Below are 17,018 nucleotides of genomic sequence, written 5' to 3'. Positions count from 1 at the left end.
GGAAGGGAGGGAATCCGCGGAGGATCCTCCGGCGCCTGCCGCGCGGGCGCGCTGTGCCGTTTCTGCCGGAGCCTGGCGGCCAGCCGTCGTGCGACCGTGGCGTTATGTGCCGCAGCGCTGGACCGTGTGATCGCCGTCGACCGGCCAGTGCTGGTCGCCCGCGCCGCGCACCTTCACGAACAGCGAGGTCTCGTCGCTGCTGACGATCTCGAGCGTGCCCCAATGGCCGATGCCCCCGCCGCTCCCTCCACCGCAATTGGAGAAGATCACGGATTTGGAAAAGAAGATCTGCATGGCGTGGAGATCGATGAGGCCTGGCTTGTTGAGCTCGGGCGGGATCGTCAGGATGAATTGCCAGATCCCTGCCTTGTCACAGTTGACGCCGACCTTGAGATCGATCACGGGCTGGGCGCACTGCTCGACAGCGTTGCTGAAGTACAGGACGAGCCCTTCCGGGGTCTCCTGCGCGATGGCGTGGATGCCCGAGGCGCCGTCGTCCACGTCGTCCACGTCATCGTCGTCCACATCATCGTCCTCCTCCTCATCGCCGTCGTCGGGCACGACGGGGCCCGGGGGGCTCTCCCAACCCCCATTTTGAATGGGATTGAAGATGAACTCGTCACATCCGCTGTTCATCACCGCCATCGCTCCGAGGACCATCAACCATCGTTTCATTCGAACGACCTCCAGGCCAGGTTCCAGAGGTGAAGTCCCTCCGGCGCGCGACGGCGGCTCACAAAATCAGATCGATCTCGATGCCGGCTGAAGACAGGATGAACGGTTTGCCCCAGGTGGCTGTCTCTCGGTCGACGAACCGGACGGAGACGCCCTCGACGAGGACGCTGGCGAGGGCGTCGGCGCGCAGGCGGAACGTGGGGGTCAGGGCGAAGGAGAGGCCGGCGCCCGCGAAGGGGCTGGCGGTCACCGCGGCGGCTGCGCTCGAGCGGAAGCCTTTGCTGGCCACCCCGGTGCTCCAGAGCAGCACGGCCGAGAAGCCGAGATCCGCCGAGGCCGTCCACGGGCTGCCGCGCGGGGCCAGCTGGAAGCGCGCGCCCCCGCCGGCGAGCAGGACGGAGAGCTCGGCGGTGCCTTGCGATCGCTCGATTTGGTGGGCGCTGACCGGGATCGCGGCGAACGCGATCGCGCCGGCGTGCTCGCTCGGCAGCCAGGAGAGGCCGACGTCGATGCTGACCGCCGCGCCGAAGCCGCCTGGGCTCAGCAGCGCACCGGGAGCGAGCGAGAGGCGGAGCGCCGCCGGCGGCCTCCGGGCCGGCGCGGGCAGCGTGTCCGGCGCGCGGACCCGCAGCTTCTCGCGGATCTCGGGCGTCGCGGGCACCTCTCCGGGCGGGGGCGCGGGCAGGCCGGCCTCGAGGAGGCTGGCGCGCAGGAGCTCGACAGCGCGGAGCGCGAGCGCGGCGTCGTCGTCGGGCGTGCCGCCGTCGTCCGCCATCTCGCGGAGGACGGTCTTGCCGGTCACCCGGTCGGCGATCCAGATCTCGACGCCGCGCTCGGAGGGGACGGCGCGGATCGCGGCGATGGCGCTCACCTCGCGCGCCGAGGCCTCGAGGGACGCGCGCGACGCCGGCTCGGCCGCGGGGTCGAGGCGCTCCGCCCGGAAGCCCAGCGACTCGATCTCGGCCACGATCCGCAGGCCGAAGCGATCGCCGGGGGCGCAGAGGACGGCGATGGTCGAGGGGGCCTCGGTCCGGGTCTCGTCGGCGCGCGCGCCCTGCGCGAGCGCGGCCCCTGCCGCGAGCGTGGCCCCGGCGAGGAAGGCGAGGGAGAGGAGCGTCGCGGCGCGGCGTCTCACGGCGAGGGAGGCTCGGCGGCAGGGCCCGGCTCGCCGGGCGAGCCTCCGGAGGGGACGGGCCTGCCAGGCGAGCCTCCGGGGGGGACCGCCTTCGATCCGCGCGCGAGCACGTGCTTCGCGTACCCCGCGTGCGAGCCGCCCGGATGAGCGGCGAGGTACTGCTCGGCCGCCCTTCGGGCGCCCGCCTCGTCGCCCCGCCTGTCCTCCGCCTCGACGAGGCGCCCCGCGGCATCCGCGGCGAACGCGCCCGCCGGCTGCTCGTTCAGGTACCGGGCGAACCAGCGCGCGGCGGCCGCGTGGTCCTTGCTCTGGTCCTGGGCGATCCTCCCCAGGATGAACGCCGTCGACGCGGCCTCGGGCGAGCTGGGGAACCGGGCGCGGAGGGACGCGAAGGCCTGGGCGGCGCGCGCCGGGCTCCCGCCGAGCCGGGCCGCGTCGCCGAGCGCGTGCAGATCGCTCGCGCTCGCGGCGTCGCAGATCGCGTCGAAGCCCTCGCCCTCCGCGGCGGCCAGGGCGTCCCTGTACCTGGCCTCGAGCGCCAGGGCGCGCCACGACGGCGTCTCTCGGCGCGCGGGCAGGGGAGCGACCGAGCCCTCGCCGCCTGCTTGCCCTTCCAGCGCGGCCGCCCCGGCGTCCGGGGCGCGGGCGCTCGCAGACGGCCCGCTCGTCGAGGGCGCAGCCGCGCCCGGAGCGGCTTCGCTCGTGGCAGCCGCGCCTGGAGCGGCCGTGATCGAGGCACCTGGGCCGGGATCGGCTGCGGTCGGAGAAGCCGCGCCGGGATCGGCCGCGTTCGGGGCGCCTGCGAGAGGGGCGGTTGCTGTCGACGTGGGGCTCGAGGCGGCGTCGATCGCGCCCACCTCGAGGGTGTTCGTCGCGGGCGAGATGGTGAGCCGCTCGCCGGCGCGGACGGCGCGCGAATCGCCCACGACGGGCCCGGAGACCGTGATCGCCCCCTCGTGCAGCGCGACAACGAGCTGCTCGGTCACCGGGTCCCATCGGGTCTCGAAGCGCGTCCCGATCACGCGGACCTGGAACGGCCCGACCCGCACCGTCCAGCGCGCGCCCTCGCGGTGGACGACCGAGAGATCGAGGGCGCCTCGCTCGAGGGAGAGCTCCGCGCCGTCTGCGCCCACCGAGGCGACGCGGGCGCGCCCCCCCGGCGCGAGGCGGAGCAGCGAGCCGTCGGAGAACCGGATCGGCAGCTCCGCCGTGGCCGGCGCGGCGAGCCACGCGCCGACGACCCCTGGCTCGGCCGCCCCGAGCTCGAAGCGCATCGGAGCGCGGGGGCGCGCCACGAGCGCGACAACGAGCGCGGCGGCGAGCAGGGCCACCGCCGCCAGCGAGGCGGCGAGCCGCACCGCGAACGGCCTTCCAGGCCTCGTCCGCCGCCAGGAAGACTCGCGGCGGGGCCGCTCGCGCCCGGCCGGCTCGGCATCGGGCACCGGCGCCGCCGCGAGCAGCCGCGCTCGCCCGCGCTCGCGATCGAGCCGCGCCGCCGGCATCCGGTCCTGAAGCCCGGCCACGTGCCGCCCCAGGGTGGTCAGCGGGCGCTCGGATTGCCCCACCGGGTACCTCCATCGAGCCACGCCTCGAGCGCGGGTTGCTTGCGGGCTTCGGCCTCGAAGCGGGCGCTGGCGCGGGCGAGCCGCCGCTTGATCGTCGCGAGCGAGGTCTCGCACGCCGCGGCGACCTCGGTGAGCTCCATGCCGTCGATGAACCGGAGCGCGAAGGCGATCCGCTCGTCCACCGGGAGCGCGTCGAGGACCGCGTAGGTCGCGCGCAAGGCGTCCAGCACGTCGCCCGACGCCGCGCCGGACTCGACCTCGGGCAGCTCCTCGCTCGGCAGGAACCACAGCCAGCTGCGCCGCTTCCTGCGGGTGATCGAAGAGCGCGCCACGTGCACCGCGATCATCGTGAGCCAGCCCTTGAGCGCGCTCGGGTCCTCCAGGCCCGGCAGCGAGCCGAGCGCGCGGACGAAGACGTCGTGGTGCAGGTCGGCCAGATCGTGGCTGAAGCCGAGGAGCCGGTAGAGCACCCGGTGGACGTGATCCGCGAACCGGTCGTAGAGCGCGGCGCGCGCCCCGGGGTCGCCCCGCCGGAACGCGTGCACGAGGGTCGCGTCGTCGCCGGCGAAGGCCCGCTTCGGGGCGGGCGGCGGCGGTCGGACGAGCTTCAAGGGGCGGGTCAAGCGGGGCTCCTCTGCTGAAGTCCCGCGAGGGGAGGCGCACGGCTCAGGGGGTCGCACGATCGTCCCCCGAGGCCCGAGGAGCGCCTGAAGAGCCGTGGTTTCACGCGAGCGCCCTGACCCTGCGCTCCGTCGCAGGAGCGATCTTCGCGCCGAGGCCGCGCGGCCTCGGCACCACCTTTGCTTTCAGGGCCGTCGCGCCCCGGCCGAGGGGCACGCTTTCAAAGGGGAGCACGATGCGCAACCTGCTTCTTCGCCTTCACGTCGTCCCGATCCTCGCCGCCCTCGCCGCCGGCTGTTCGGGCGAGGGGAGCCGGCCCCCGCCCGGCACCGACGGCACCCAGCTGCCCTCCACGGAGCTCGGGCCCGAGCAGCAGGCGGAGCTCACCGCGCTGCTCGCCGAGAAGGAGGCCTCGGCGAGCATGAGCGCCGAGGATTTCGCCGCGCGCTACCCCGTCCCCTTCGCGTCGGGCCTGTCCTATGCGCCGGCGGACGCCGCGGGCCTCTCGCTGCTCCAGGGCACCGCGCTCGCCCTCGACGAGGACGAGCTCGCGAAGCTCTCAGCGAACGGCTTCGTCATCTCGAGCAAGAAGTCCTTCCCGACCTTCGTCTACGGCTACGAGAGCATCTACTCGCTCGACCTGCCGCTCTACGTGTCCGCGGACTCGGTCCTCTTCGCGGTCCACCGCTCGTACGACGCGATCCTGAAGGCGGTGGAGCTGGCCTCGCTCGCGCCCGAGCTCGGGACGATGCTGAAGCAGATGCGCGCGCGGCTCGCCTCGGGCGCCGGAGCGGAGCTCGGCGCCGAGGCGCGCGCGGACGCGGATCTCTTCACGGCCGTCGCGCTCGCGCTGCTCGACGGCGCGCCCGTCGCCCCCGTCGCGGGCGCCAGCGCCGCGGCGATCGACGCGCTCGTCGCGGGCGCCGAGGCCCACGACGGCATGGGGGAGGTCCGCCTCTTCGGCACGGACCGGCTCATGGACTTCTCGCAGTTCGAGCCCCGCGGCCACTACCTCGACGAGGAGCGCCCCGAGCTCGCGCGCTACTTCCGCAGCATGATGTGGCTCGGCCGCGTGGATTTCCGCTTCCTCGAGACCCAGCAGGACGGCACCCAGCGCTTCCAGCGGCGGCACCTCGAGGGCGCGTTCGTGCTGCGCGCCCTGGCCGACGCGGAGACCGTCGCCCGCTACAAGCGCATCGACGACGCGATCCAGGCCTTCGTCGGCGAGAGCGACTATATGACCCTGCCGGAGCTCGACGACCTGCTCGCCGACCTCGGCCTCAGCGACGCCGCCGGCCTCGCCGGCGTCCCGGACGCGCGGATCGCCGAGGTCATCGTGAAGGAGGGCCACGGCACGCAGCGGATCTCGAGCCACATCATGATCAACGGGCTCGGCAAGGGCACGCTGCCCCTCTCGTCGAGCTTCGCGCTGCTCGGCCAGCGGTACGTCGTCGACGCCCACGTCTTCTCGAACGTGGTCTTCGACCGGGTGCAGGGCGGCGCCGTCAAGCGCATGATGCCGGACCCGCTCGACGTGGGCTTCGCCGCGCTCGGGAACGATCAGGCAGGCCAGCTGCTCGCGCCGGAGCTCGGGAAGTTCCCCTACGCGCCGGACCTGCACATGATGCGCGTGCTCGTCGATGCGCACCCCGGGGATTTCTGGGGTAAGAACCTTTACAATCGCTGGCTCGGCGCGCTGCGGGAGCTGTCGCCGGCGCGGGCGATCGGCGACGGCGAGGGGCTGCCCGGCGTGGCGAAGACCGAGGCGTGGGGCCGGCGCCTGCTGAGCACCCAGCTCGCCTCCTGGGCCGAGCTCCGCCACGACACCCTGCTCTACGCCAAGCAGTCGTACACGGGCGGGGACACGTGCGAGTTCCCGGACGCGTATGTCGACCCGTACCCGGCGTTCTTCGCGCGCATCGCCGAGCTGGCCGAGCACGGCGCCGGGATCGTCGGCGCGCTCGATCTGTCGAGCGATCCGTGGCTCGAGAAGGCGGCGCCGGCGTACTTCTCGCAGCTCCACGACGTCGCGCGCACGCTGGGCGAGATGGCCGCGAACGAGCGCGCCGGCCTGCCCCTCACCCAGGAGCACCTCGATTTCATCAACCAGGCCGTGCAGATCGAATGGGAGGGGTGCGGCGGGCCCACGGGCGTCCACGGCTGGTACAGGCAGCTCTTCTTCGACGAGCTGAAGAGCCTCGAGCAGGACCCGACGATCGCCGACGTGCACACCCAGCCGACCGACGAGGGCGGCGCGCCGGTCGGCCGCGTGCTGCACGTGGGCACCGGCCTGCCGCGGCTCATGGTCGTGACGGCCGATCCCTGCGGCGGCGCGCCGCGCGCGTTCGTGGGGCTCGCCTCGTCGTACTTCGAGGCCGTCACCGAGAACTTCGAGCGCATGGACGACCGGCAGTGGGCCGGCACGGTCCTGAAAACGACCCCCGACGTGCCCTGGATGGCGGACCTCGTCGCCCGCTGATCCGCTGATCCGGCGACGCAGCGCTCGGCGCTGGCCGTCCCGTGAATTTGTGCCGAACTGTGTCGACTTGTGCCGATCCGACGCTGCTGCGCGCCAGCGGGATCATGGTGCTCGATCGATCCCGTCAGCTCCGGGAACGTACCGCCGTCATGCGCTCGTCGCCATGTCGATCTCGAGCTCGAGGTAAAGCTCGCGGACGATCCTTCCAATTGTCTGCTCCGGTTACTTCGATTACGTCGGTCCGGCAGGTCGCCCGGAATCGTCCGGTCCCGGCTGGAAGCGCCGGATACTACGCCGACGACACGATCCCGTGATCACGGCGATCCACGGGGCGTCGAGGCGCTCGGGACCGCGGCGACACGCACCGGGTCAGCGCGTCAGCGCGGCGTCCAGGTGCCATTCGTCGCTTCGCAGATCGGCTTGACGACATCCGCCGTGACGAACTCTGTTTCATCATGGTACGTCGTCATGGTCTCGCCTTCGCCGGTGAGGACGCAGGTGCCGAGCACGTCGTCGGTAGAGCATCGATCGACGAGCTCGGCCTCGAGGGTTGACGTGTCCGCGCACTGGCTCTCGTGTTTGTCCGGGTCGTCGGTCTCGAGCTCGGCGCAGCTACGGACCGTCACGCCGCCCGGGGTGCTGCTGGTGAACTCGCAGGCCACCCAGCGCGCGGCCGGAGCCTCCCCGCCACATCCCACGATGAGCACGAACACGACGATGAGAACGTTGCGCATGGCCAATCCTCCTTGAAGAGCGCTCGAAGGAGCGCGAAACGATGACAATCACTGCTGTGTCCCCGGGCTCCTCCAGAGGTCGACCCGGGAGACACGAGCGCGATGGCGGGCCACGACAGGGCCTGCAGGAGCGCTGGTCCCGGAGCGAACTCCCCTGGAGGCGCTCGGGGGATGACCCGCCAGAGCACCGATCGGCTTGGAAACCGGAGAAATGAACCGCCAAGCGCGCCAAGGACGCCAAGGGAAATGAAAGAATCTTGGCGTCTTGGCGGTTCGACTCCTCGCTGTTCGCATGTGGCTTCCGCCGCAGAGCGGCGGTCACCCGCACAGGAGACGGGTCCAGATCGGCGTTTTCGGCGCGGAAGCGCACTCCGGTGCGCTGAGCACCGAAAACGTCGAGATGGGCCCGTATCCGAAGCGGGTGACCGCCGCTCTAGAACTTGCCCGAGACCGTGAGGCCTGCGTTGCCGTCGGGTCCTGAAGGCGCGACCTGCAGGCCGGCCCTGCGCAGGTCCCGCTGGTAGGACTGCGCCGGATGTTCGAGATCGAACATGGCGCCGAGCGACCACACGGAGGCGAGGAGACCGGACGTCAAGCTCAACATCCGCCTCTCTGCTGGCAGATCGCCGTCCCACGCGGGCGCGGTGGCGGCGACCCCGCCCAGCGCGACCGGGAGGTAGATGGCCCAGCTAGGGATCGCAGGCGCGGTGGCCAGCAGATCCCGCTCGATGCTCGCGATCTGCGCGCCTGACAGCCGCGCGCGCCACTCGGGCGTCGCCACCAGCGCGTGGTCGGCGCGCAGGCGGGAAACAGGAGTGTAGTCGGACAGCGCCAGGTTCAGCCCGGAGAGCAAGCCGGACACGTAATATCCCGACGACAGCGCGATCGGCGTCACCCTCGCGAGGCCGCTGTCTGTGAAGAACGCGAGCCCGAGCCAGAAGCTGCCTTGTGAGAGCTGCGCGGCGGCCCCCAGCGTGTCGCGCCGGTACGCCTCCGGCACGGCGAGCGAGGCGATGCCTCCCGCGAGCAACGTCGCGGAGCCGGCGGTCCAGGCGAGGAAGCGAGGCTCGGCCGGGGCTACGGTCAGGCTCAAGGCGAGGCTCGCCCCGCCGATACCGCTGACGAGGACGGGCACCGCTTTCCCGGCGGAGCGCAGCCTGATCGCGTCGTGGAGGTGCGTCGCAAGGAGCGCGGCGCGCTCGCGCCGCTGGACGATGTCTTCCCGACGCTCGGTCTCGTCCCGCGCCGGGGCGATCGCCTCCTGCGCCGCGGCGCTCGCCGGCAGCGAGAGGCGCGCCATCGCCGCTCCCACGAGGACCGCCTTCCGCGCGTGGCGCTTGCTCCATGACGACCAGACCATACGAAACCTCTCTGTTGAACACGCTCACGCTGAAAGCGCTCGAACCATTCGACGAACCGAACACGACAGGCACGCTCTCCGGCGCCCTCGAAAGCACGTTTGCGCAGGCGGGCGAGCAGGTCGCGCGAGGCGCGCGCGCCGCTCGATCGATCATGGCTCGTCCGCCGCGCCGAGGAGGGCGCGCACGCCCGAGGCATGCGCGCTCGTCGGGCGCGAGGCGAGGAAGCGCTGGCCCAGCGCGGCCGCGCGGGCCCGATCGCCGAGGCGGATCAGCGCCTCGATGCGGAGCACGGTGGCCTCCTCTCCCATCGCGCTCCGAGGAAACTTGCTGTCGTGGGCGTCGAGCGCCGCGAGGCACCCCGCCGCGTCGCCGGCGGCGAGCGCGTCGCGCGCGCGATCGATCATGGCGACCTGCTCGCCGAGCGCGTCGACGGCGGCCTGCTCGCCGAGCGCGTCGCCCGGCGCGCCGGGAGCGGATCCCGCGCGCGGCGCGGCGCTCTTCGGGCGCGGCGGGCTCGCGGCGGCGGGCGCCGGGATCGGCGGGGCGCTCGCCTGGAGCGGGAGCGGCGCGCGCGTCGCGGGCCCGGAGGGAGCCGGCGCGGGCGCGGCCGGCGGCGCGGTCGCGGCCGGCGGCTCGCCGGCGGTGGGCGGCGTGAGCGTGGCCTGCGGCTCGCTCGACGGTGCCCCCGCGGAGGGAGGCGCCGACGGCCGGAGGAGCGCGACGCCCGCGCCGATGAGGCCGACGCCGATCGCCGCCCCGAGGCCCCACTTCGCGAGCGCCAGCAGCTTGCCGGCGCCCGCCTTCGGCGCGGGCGCGGCGGACGGGGAAGGCGCGGCGGTTGTCTCCCCTGCGGCCCCGCCCCCTGCGGCCCCGCCCCCTGCGGCCCTGCCCCCTGCGACCCCGCCCGCGGCGAGCCCGGCGATGGCGAGCGCGCGTGCGCGCGCCGACGAGGACGGAGACTCCTGCTTCCACGAGCGGAGCAGCGCGCGCTCGAACTCGGTCGTCTCCTCGTCTCCAAGCGGCTTCGGATCGGTCATCGCTCGCCTCCCCGGTGCAGCGCCCTCGCCTGGACGCGCCTCGCGATCGCGCGAAAGTCCTCTCGCGCGCGGCGGAGGCGGGAAGCGACGGTGCCCTTCGCGAGGCCGAGCATCGCGGCGATCTCCTCGGTCGGGACGCCCTCGAGCTCGAAGAGGACGAAGACGACGCGGAGGTCCTCCTCCATCGCGTCGAGCACGTCGTCGAGCAGCGCGCGCGCCTGCTTCATCTCGATGAGCTGCTCCGGGTTCGGCGCGTCGTCCGCCGCGGCCGCCATCGCGCCGTCGTCGCAGAGCTCGCGCCGCCGCGCGCCGGCGCGGCGCGCGTTCGCCGCGACGCCCAGCGCCGTCCCGAAGAGGAAGGACCGCTCGCGATCGGGCGCGATCTCGGCGAGCTTCTGGTAGGCGATCAGGAAGACGTGCTGCGCGGCGTCGTCGGCCGAGCCGGCGGGCACGCCGAGCCCGCGCAACGAGCGCCAGATGAAGTCGAAATGCGCGTCGACCAGCGCGCGGTAGCGCTCCGCGGAGGGCGACGGCGCGCGCTGCTCGGCGCGCTCCGCAGGCGCCGTCATGGCCGCGTCGCGCACCACCTCTGCGCGCGCAGGGGGTCGGGATCGAGTCGCGCTGATCATCGTCTCCTGCCGCTGCCGAGATGCGCGCGCCGAAGGAGGGGAGGCCGATCATCTGGCCGACGAGGAGCTGCGCGCCGAGCACCAGGTGCGTCGTGGCGTCGGGCTCCGGCGCCGGCGGCCGCGCCCGCGTGTTACCGGCCGGCGGGGCGCCCGCAGGCGGGGCGCTGGCAGGCGGCGCGCCGGCCGGCGGGGGCGGCGCGGCGACGGCGCTCGGGGACGCGGAAACCGCGGGTGTGGCGGCCGCTACGGGGGCGTCCCGGGCCTGGGTATCGACGGCGAGCGCGGTCACGACCGCGAGCGCGGCGACGACATCGTCGCAGGTGTCCCCCGCGACATCGCGGTCGGACGCCGTCCCGTCGGCCGCGCGGACGCCGAGGCGCCCGATGAAGCGGCGATCGCGCTGCTCGATGATCACGACGTACGCGCTCGCTGCGTCCGTCTCCGCGATGTTCCGCCGGAGGCGCGCGCCGACGCGCGCACGAAACTCCGCCTCTGCCGGGCATCCAGCCTCCGCGCGGTACTCGATACGCAAGGGCGCCGCGGTCGGCTGGGCGTGCGCGACCGCGCTGCCGCCGAGCGCCGCGGAGATCATGAAGAGCGGCGCTGCCGAGGAGCGTGACCTCACCCGGAGGCCAATGTGGCGTCCCGGCGCCCGGAGCGCCACTCCACATCGTCGCGCTCGTCCTAGGCCTGCGGGAACAGGTCCCCTCGGCCGTCCGCCGCCGTCTCCGACTCCGCCTCGGCCGGGTGCAAGGGGAGCTCGACGACGAACGTGGCGCCCGCGCCCGGCTTGCTCTCGACGCGGATGGTGCCGCCGTGGGAGGTGACGATCCACCGCACGATGTAGAGGCCGAGGCCGAGACCTCCGAAGTTGCGAACGGAGACGGCGCGCTCGAAGCGCTCGAAGATCCTGGCCTGATCGGCCTCGGCGATCCCCATGCCGTGATCGCGGACGACGAGCAGCGCGCGATCGCCATCGCCGCGCACGACGACGTGAACGGGGGCGCCCGCGCCGTACTTGATCGCGTTGGACAGCAGGTTGATGAGGACCTGCTCCATCCGAGAAGCATCCCAGTCCCCGATCACCGGCCCTTCCAGATCGAGCTCGGTGCGGCAGCGCGCGCTCGCGAGCTGCTGTCTCATCCGCTCGACGACCTCGCGCGTCAGGGCCGCCAGGTCGAGGGGGGCGCGCGCGAGGGTGAGCCGGCCGGCGTTGAGGCGGGTGACGTCGAGCAGCTCGTTGATCAGGTGGGCGAGGCGCGCGATCTGGCGGTTCAGGACCTGGATCGCGGCGTCGATGCGCTCCGGAGCGACCTCGGCGCGCTGGAAGCGGGGCAGGAGCCGGCCGAGGAGGTGAGCCTGCATCTTGAGCGAGGTGAGCGGTGTCTTGAGCTCGTGCGATGCGACGAGGAGGAACTCGTTCCGGCGCTCGATGGCCTCCTGGGCCTCGGCGAAGAGGCGGCTGTTGTCGAGGGCGAGCGCGGCGCGGCTCGCCAGCTCCTGGGCCAGCCACAGGTCGGCGGGGCGGTAATGGCGTCGGGGCGCGGTCGCCAGCAGGGTCATGACGCCGAAGCGCCGGTCGCGCGCGAGGAGCGGGACGCGGAGGAAGGAGTGAACGCCGAGCGGCTCGAGGAGCGGCGCGGCGCGGACGTCGCCCACCTCGGGGCGGTCCGGCGAGGTCGCTGCGAGGGGCCGCAGCGCGTCCATCACCGCGTCTGCCAGCTCGGCCGGCACGCCCGCGGTGGCCGCGGTGACCGTCCGCCCCGGGGCGTCCTGGGCGAGGTCCACGTCGATGACGCACCGGTCGGCCAGCTCGGGCACGACGAGCTGCGCGACGCTGTCGAGGGTGGCGCCGTAGCCGAGGGCCATGAGCTTGCGGCTCGCGTCGGCCAGGAAGCGCTCGGCGAGCTCTGCGCGCTTGCGCTCGGTGATGTCGGTGGAGATGCCGCAGAGCACGCCGGGCATGACGCTCTCGCCGAGCGGGAACTTGAGCGACAGGTAGGTGTGCGGCCCGTCCTCCATCATCACCTCCTCCTCGAACTCGAGCGGCTCGCCCGAGTCGAGCACCCGCCGGTCGTTGTCCGCGATGATATCGAGGTTCGTGGAAGGGAAGAGCTCGGCGCTCGTCTTGCCGACGATCTGATCGAGCGGCATGCCCAGGAGGCGGGCCACCTCGCGGTTGACGAGCAGGTGCCGGCCGTCGCGATCCTTGAGGTAGATCGTCGCAGCGGAGTTGTCGACGATGGCCTGCAGCGTGGCCTGGCTTCCGCGGAGATCGCGCTCCGCCCGGCGCCGCTCGGCGTTCTCCTGCTCGATGTCGGTGTAGAGCATGGCGTTCTCGAGCGAGATGGCCGACTGCGAGGCGAGCAGCTCGAGCACGGTGAGCCGCCCCGGGGTGAACGCGCCGGCCACCAGCTTGTTCTCCAGGTACAGCAGGCCGAGCAGCCGCGCCTGGCGCACGATCGGGAGGCACAGCACCGATCTCGGCCGCTTCCGCGTGAAATACGCGTCCTCCGAGAACGGGTGTCTGGCGGCGGCGTCGTCGAGCAGCACGCGCTCGTGGCTGCGGCGAACGTAGTTGAGGATGGATTGCGGCAGCGCGTCCGCCGCGGCCTCGCCCGCGTCGAGCAGCCGCGCGGCGCCCCCGGACGCGGCGACCGCCGCCCCCGTCGACAGGCGATCTTCCCGGAGCAGGAGCACGTACCCCTCTCCGGCGCCCGCGTGCTCGACGACGATGCGCAGGAGCATCTCGAGCAGGCGCGGGAGCTTGAGCTCGCCGGAGATGCTCTGAGAGGCCTTGACGACGGAGAGGACGTCGAACTGCTCGGCGCGTACGGCGAAGGTGACGGTGGGGGCGATCGGCTTTCGCTCGACGAGGAAGGGATACCGCTGGTCGAGCTGCTCGACCTTGGCGTGCGCGCCCCAGCGGAAATAGGCGGCGCGGGCCTTCAGGAGGTAAGCGTCGGCGGGCGTGGACAGGCCGCGATCGCGGTAGAGCCGGGCGGCGAGCTCGCAGGCGATGGCCTCGTGCTGGACGAAGCCGCCCTCGCGCGCCGAGGAGATGGCCTGCTCGTAGAGCCCGATGGCCTCCAGGTCCTGCCCGCGGAGCCGCGCGATCTCGGCGCGGACCAGGGTGTGTTTGTGGAGGAAGTTGTCGGGGCCGCTCGCGGCCCACTCGCCGAGCTGCCGCTCGCAGTCGAGCAGCCCGTCCGGGAGCTCCGGCCGGGGCGACGGCGCCGCCGCGCGGTCCTCGTCGACCAGCGCGGCCAGCGCGAGCGCGCGATAGTAGAAGCACTCGGCGTACAGCGCGTTCGTGTCCATCTTCCAGTCGCAATCGACGATCACGTGGGCCGTCGCCGCGACCGTCTCCCGGGGCGCGCCGAGGACGAACGTCGCCTGCGCCTTCATGCTGAAGTGGAAGCATGAAGGGACGAGCCCGCCCTCCCGGGCGAGCCGCGCCTCGAAGGCCGCCTGATCCAGCGCGGCGCCGTCCAGCATCGCGTAATGGACCGGCCGCCCGCGCAGCGTCTGGATGAGGTGCCGAGCGCCGAGGAGGATGTCATGGACGAACGCGTAACCGGCCTTGCGCACGAAGCCGAGGCGGTCTTCGGTCAGGTGGAGGGCGTCCTCCAGCGGCTCGCCGGAGAGCAGCGGGAACATCGCCGCCCAGATGCAGTTGTAACATGCGTTGTTCCAGTCGCCGCCCTCCAGCGCGGCGTTGAAGCCGCGGCGAGCATAGAGGCCGGTCTCCCGGTAGTGGCGCGTCCAGAACACGATCTGCTGCCCGAACAGGGTGAACACCGCGCCCTTCGTGGCGAGGGCGTGGCCCCTGTCCGCGAGGTCGTGACCGAGCTTCCCGAACAGGTACGCCTCACGGTACCGCCCGAACAGCGGGCCGCACATCCGCGCGAAGGCGGTGTACGCCTGGGCGGAGCTCTCCGCGTTGCCGTGGCGCAAGCTGAGCTTGACCATGCGCACGAGCAGCAGATAGTGCAGCTTCAGATCCACGAAGTAGGCAGGGATCATCACGCCGAGCAGGATGCGCATCGCGACCTTGATCTCGGGGTGATCCATGCGCGGCAGATCGACCAGCGCCTCGATGTCCCGGTCGCCCAGCGCCTGCCAGACGCTGTCGGTCTCTTCCTTGACCTGCGCGTCGGTGACGGGGAGCGACAGCTCGATGTCCCAGGCGCGGAGGCACGAGAGCCCGAGCTCGACGGCGCGGGCGCACTGCCCGCGGGTGACGCTCTGCGCGACGGCGAGCTCGACGACGGCTGCGCGCTCGATGTTGGTCCTCGCGCGCGCCATGAGCTCGTCGAGCAGCCGCTCGGCCTCCTCGAAGCTGCCGGTGGCGTAGGCGGCGTGCGCGCGCTCGATGCTCAGCTCGTAGGTCAGATCGTACCGAGCCTCCCAGCGCTCGCGGGGATCTTGCGCGAGGAGGGAGAGGCCCGCGGCGAAGAGCGCGGCGGCGGTCTCGTAGGCCGCGGCGGCCTTGGCCTTCCTGCCGGCGCGGAGGTTGAGGGCGGCGAGCTCGTCGCGCTCGGCCTGGGCGCAGAGGAGCGCGGCGCCGCGGTTGAGGTGACCCACGATGTCGAAGAGCGCGTCCTCGCGCTCTTCGGCGCGCTGCGCCTTCAAGAGCAGCTGGCCGATGCAGAGGTGCACCTCGGCGAGCTGCCCGGGCGGGATGAGCGAATAAGCGGCCTGCTGCACCCGATCATGGAGGAAGCGATAGGCGCTGTCCCGGCGGAGCAGCAGCCCCTCCCGCACGGCCTCCTCGAGCGCCGCGCGGAGCGCGTCCGCCGGCCTTCGCGCGACGACCGCGAGGGTGTCGAGGTCCACGCTGCCGCCGAGGCAGGCGGCGAGCTTGAGCGCGTCGCGCGTCGGGACCGAGAGCCGCTCCAGCTTGCCCACCATCAGCTCGACGATGTTGTCGGTGAAGCCCTTGTCGCGGATGGCGGCGATGTCCCACCGCCATGCGCCCTCGTCGGTGTCGAAGGTGATGAGCCCCTCTCCGTGCAGGGCGATGAGGAACTGGAGCACGAAGAACGGGTTGCCGCCGGTCTTCTCGTAAACCAGCCGTGAGAGCGGCTCGACCTCGGCTTCGGGCGCATGGACCGCCTCGGCGACGAGCGCGCCGACGTGGGCGGCGGAGAGCGGCTCGAGGACGATGTCGCCCACGGCGGCGCCGCGCTTTCGGATCTCGGCGAGGGTGAGCCGGAGCGGGTGCGCGGGGCCGACCTCGTTGTCGCGATACGCGCCGATCAGCAGCAGGTGCGCGTCGCCGGCGAGGGTGGCGAGCTGCTCGAGGAGCAGGAGGCTGCCGGCGTCGGCCCATTGCAGGTCGTCGAGGAAGAGGGCGACGGGGTGCTCCTTGCGGGCGCATGCGGCGACGAAGCGCTGGAGCGTGGCGAGCAGCCGGCTCTGGGCCTCGGCGGGCGGGAGCTCTGGCACGGGGGGCTGCGGGCCGAGGAGCAGGGCGAGCTCGGGGAGCATGTCGGTGAGCAGCCCGCCGCTCGCGCCGACGGCCTCGCGGAGGCGCTCGCGCCAGCGCTCGACCTGCTGCTCGCTCGCGCCGAGGATCTCCTGCACGAGGCCCCGGAAGGCCTGAAGCAAGGCGCGGTAGGGGACGTCGCGCTTGAGTTGCTCGAACTTGCCGGAGAGGAAGGAGCCGCGCTCGCGCACGACGGGCCCGTGCAGCTCGGCGACGAGCGAGGACTTGCCGATGCCCGAGTAGCCCGAGACGAGCACGAGCTCTGGCCGGCCGCTCGCGACGACGCGCTCGAACGCGGCGCGCAGCGCCTCGATCTCGCGCTCGCGGCCGTAGAGCCGCTGCGGGATCTGGAACCGATCGGAGACGTCGCGCAGTCCGAGCGGGAAGGCCTCGATGGCGCCGCGCTGGCGCAGCTGGGAAAAGCACGTGTCGAGGTCGTGGCGCAGGCCGAGGGCGCTCTGGTACCGCTCCTCGGCGGCCTTGGAGAGCAGCTTGAGGACGACGGCGGAGAGCTGGGGTGGGATCGAGGGGACGAGCGCGTGGGGCGGCCGCGGCGCCTGGGCGATGTGGCAATAGACCCACGCGACGGGGTCGCTGGCCTGGAAGGGCAGGGTGCCAGTCAGCATCTCGTAGAAGGTGACGCCGAGGGAGTACAGGTCGGTCCGCTCGTCGACCCAGCGGTTCATGCGGCCGGTCTGCTCCGGCGCCATGTAGGCGAGCGTGCCCTCGATGAGCCCGTCGTGGGCGAGCTCCTGGGCCTCGCGCGGCGAGAGGGAGGCGATGCCGAGATCGGTGATCTTCACCTCGCCGGTGTCGGGGTTGTAGAGCAGGTTCTGGGGCTTGATGTCCTTGTGGATGACGTGGTGTCGGTGGAGCTCTGCGAGCGCGGCGGCGAGGCGGAGGGCGAGGGGGAAGAAGCGATCGATCGACATCCCGCGCATCGGGCGCATGGGCCCGTCGCCATCGAGGAGCCGGTCGAGCGAGCGGCCGCCGAAGTCCTCGAGGACCAGCGTCACCTGGTCGCGGAACGGCTCGATTCCGTAGGCCCGGACGACGACGGGCGATTTCAGTGCCCTGGCGACCTCGAGCTCGTGCTGGAGCCGGCCGAGTGCGCGGGGGCTCGCGTGATCGCGCCGCAGGGCCTTGAGCACCACCGGCCGGCCGTCCTCCTCGCGCCGCGCGCGGTAGAGGATCGTGTCCGCACCCTGGTGCAGCACCTCCAGCACGCGGTAACGTGGACTATCGAGCATAGGAGGATCTTTGAAAGCCGGGGCGCCGGCGGCGTGTCGCC

Annotated in this window: 12 protein-coding genes; 2 read left to right on the top strand and 10 right to left on the bottom strand. The window is 72.7% G+C overall.

Translation table 11 applies throughout. The features are described 5' to 3' along the window. Positions 1–102: 102 nt before the first annotated feature. The 5 genes from WMF44_RS29530 to WMF44_RS29510 form a co-directional block, all read right to left on the bottom strand. The gene (locus tag WMF44_RS29530; RefSeq protein ID WP_437293393.1) at positions 103–675 is read right to left on the bottom strand and encodes a hypothetical protein; all 573 of its coding nucleotides are present in this window, start codon (positions 673–675) and stop codon (positions 103–105) included. A gap of 58 nt (positions 676–733) precedes the next feature. Further along, on the bottom strand, positions 734–1,810 hold the full coding sequence (locus WMF44_RS29525) for a hypothetical protein (protein ID WP_437293392.1): 1,077 nt from the start codon (positions 1,808–1,810) through the stop codon (positions 734–736). Further along, a complete protein-coding gene (locus WMF44_RS29520; RefSeq protein WP_437293391.1) occupies positions 1,807–3,375 on the bottom strand; it encodes a FecR domain-containing protein in 1,569 nt (522 codons plus the stop codon). Before WMF44_RS29520 ends, WMF44_RS29525 begins: the two co-directional genes overlap by 4 nt. Next, positions 3,351–3,998: an RNA polymerase sigma factor gene (locus tag WMF44_RS29515; RefSeq protein WP_012238084.1), complete on the bottom strand. Its 648-nt coding sequence runs from the start codon at positions 3,996–3,998 to the stop codon at positions 3,351–3,353. Before WMF44_RS29515 ends, WMF44_RS29520 begins: the two co-directional genes overlap by 25 nt. A gap of 100 nt (positions 3,999–4,098) precedes the next feature. Then, positions 4,099–4,230 (bottom strand): hypothetical protein, encoded by a 132-nt coding sequence (locus WMF44_RS29510; protein WP_437293390.1) that lies wholly within the window; start codon positions 4,228–4,230, stop codon positions 4,099–4,101. Position 4,231: 1 nt separating this feature from the next. Between WMF44_RS29510 and WMF44_RS29505 the strand changes: the two genes are divergently transcribed. Next, on the top strand, positions 4,232–6,475 hold the full coding sequence (locus WMF44_RS29505) for a DUF3160 domain-containing protein (protein ID WP_437293389.1): 2,244 nt from the start codon (positions 4,232–4,234) through the stop codon (positions 6,473–6,475). Between the two features lie 377 nt (positions 6,476–6,852). Here the strand turns inward: WMF44_RS29505 and WMF44_RS29500 are convergent, their stop codons facing one another. The 4 genes from WMF44_RS29500 to WMF44_RS29485 all read right to left on the bottom strand — a co-directional run bounded on the left by WMF44_RS29500 (position 6,853) and on the right by WMF44_RS29485 (position 10,176). Further along, on the bottom strand, positions 6,853–7,209 hold the full coding sequence (locus WMF44_RS29500; protein ID WP_437293388.1) for a hypothetical protein: 357 nt from the start codon (positions 7,207–7,209) through the stop codon (positions 6,853–6,855). A gap of 433 nt (positions 7,210–7,642) precedes the next feature. After that, positions 7,643–8,569, bottom strand: coding sequence for a hypothetical protein (locus WMF44_RS29495; RefSeq protein ID WP_437293387.1), 927 nt, complete (start codon positions 8,567–8,569; stop codon positions 7,643–7,645). Positions 8,570–8,719: 150 nt separating this feature from the next. After that, positions 8,720–9,607, bottom strand: coding sequence for a hypothetical protein (locus tag WMF44_RS29490; RefSeq protein WP_437293386.1), 888 nt, complete (start codon positions 9,605–9,607; stop codon positions 8,720–8,722). Then, on the bottom strand, positions 9,604–10,176 hold the full coding sequence (locus WMF44_RS29485; RefSeq protein ID WP_437293385.1) for an RNA polymerase sigma factor: 573 nt from the start codon (positions 10,174–10,176) through the stop codon (positions 9,604–9,606). The genes WMF44_RS29490 and WMF44_RS29485 overlap by 4 nt, the downstream gene beginning before the upstream one ends. Between WMF44_RS29485 and WMF44_RS29480 the strand changes: the two genes are divergently transcribed. After that, on the top strand, positions 10,175–10,855 hold the full coding sequence (locus WMF44_RS29480) for a hypothetical protein (RefSeq protein ID WP_437293384.1): 681 nt from the start codon (positions 10,175–10,177) through the stop codon (positions 10,853–10,855). The genes WMF44_RS29485 and WMF44_RS29480 overlap by 2 nt on opposite strands. Positions 10,856–10,920: 65 nt before the next feature. Here WMF44_RS29480 and WMF44_RS29475 read toward each other — a convergent pair whose 3' ends face one another. Beyond that, entirely contained in the window at positions 10,921–16,977 is a 6,057-nt protein-coding gene (locus WMF44_RS29475; RefSeq protein ID WP_437293383.1) for an AAA family ATPase, read from the bottom strand. Positions 16,978–17,018 lie beyond the last annotated feature (41 nt).

Origin of the sequence: Sorangium sp. So ce426, from assembly GCF_051475585.1 — a bacterium.
GTDB lineage: Bacteria > Myxococcota_A > Polyangia > Polyangiales > Polyangiaceae > Sorangium > Sorangium cellulosum_B.
Note: the sequence above shows the minus strand (reverse complement) of the source record. Positions and strands in the feature narration are given on the sequence as shown.

Excerpts from the sequence above, each read along its gene's own strand:
- WMF44_RS29475 (WP_437293383.1), bottom strand. The coding sequence starts at position 16,977 with ATGCTCGATAGTCCACGTTACCGCGTGCTGGAGGTGCTGCACCAGGGT.
- WMF44_RS29485 (WP_437293385.1), bottom strand. The coding sequence starts at position 10,176 with ATGACGGCGCCTGCGGAGCGCGCCGAGCAGCGCGCGCCGTCGCCCTCC.
- WMF44_RS29490 (WP_437293386.1), bottom strand. The coding sequence starts at position 9,607 with ATGACCGATCCGAAGCCGCTTGGAGACGAGGAGACGACCGAGTTCGAG.
- WMF44_RS29505 (WP_437293389.1), top strand. The coding sequence starts at position 4,232 with ATGCGCAACCTGCTTCTTCGCCTTCACGTCGTCCCGATCCTCGCCGCC.
- WMF44_RS29480 (WP_437293384.1), top strand. The coding sequence starts at position 10,175 with ATGGCCGCGTCGCGCACCACCTCTGCGCGCGCAGGGGGTCGGGATCGA.
- WMF44_RS29500 (WP_437293388.1), bottom strand. The coding sequence starts at position 7,209 with ATGCGCAACGTTCTCATCGTCGTGTTCGTGCTCATCGTGGGATGTGGC.
- WMF44_RS29530 (WP_437293393.1), bottom strand. The coding sequence starts at position 675 with ATGAAACGATGGTTGATGGTCCTCGGAGCGATGGCGGTGATGAACAGC.
- WMF44_RS29495 (WP_437293387.1), bottom strand. The coding sequence starts at position 8,569 with ATGGTCTGGTCGTCATGGAGCAAGCGCCACGCGCGGAAGGCGGTCCTC.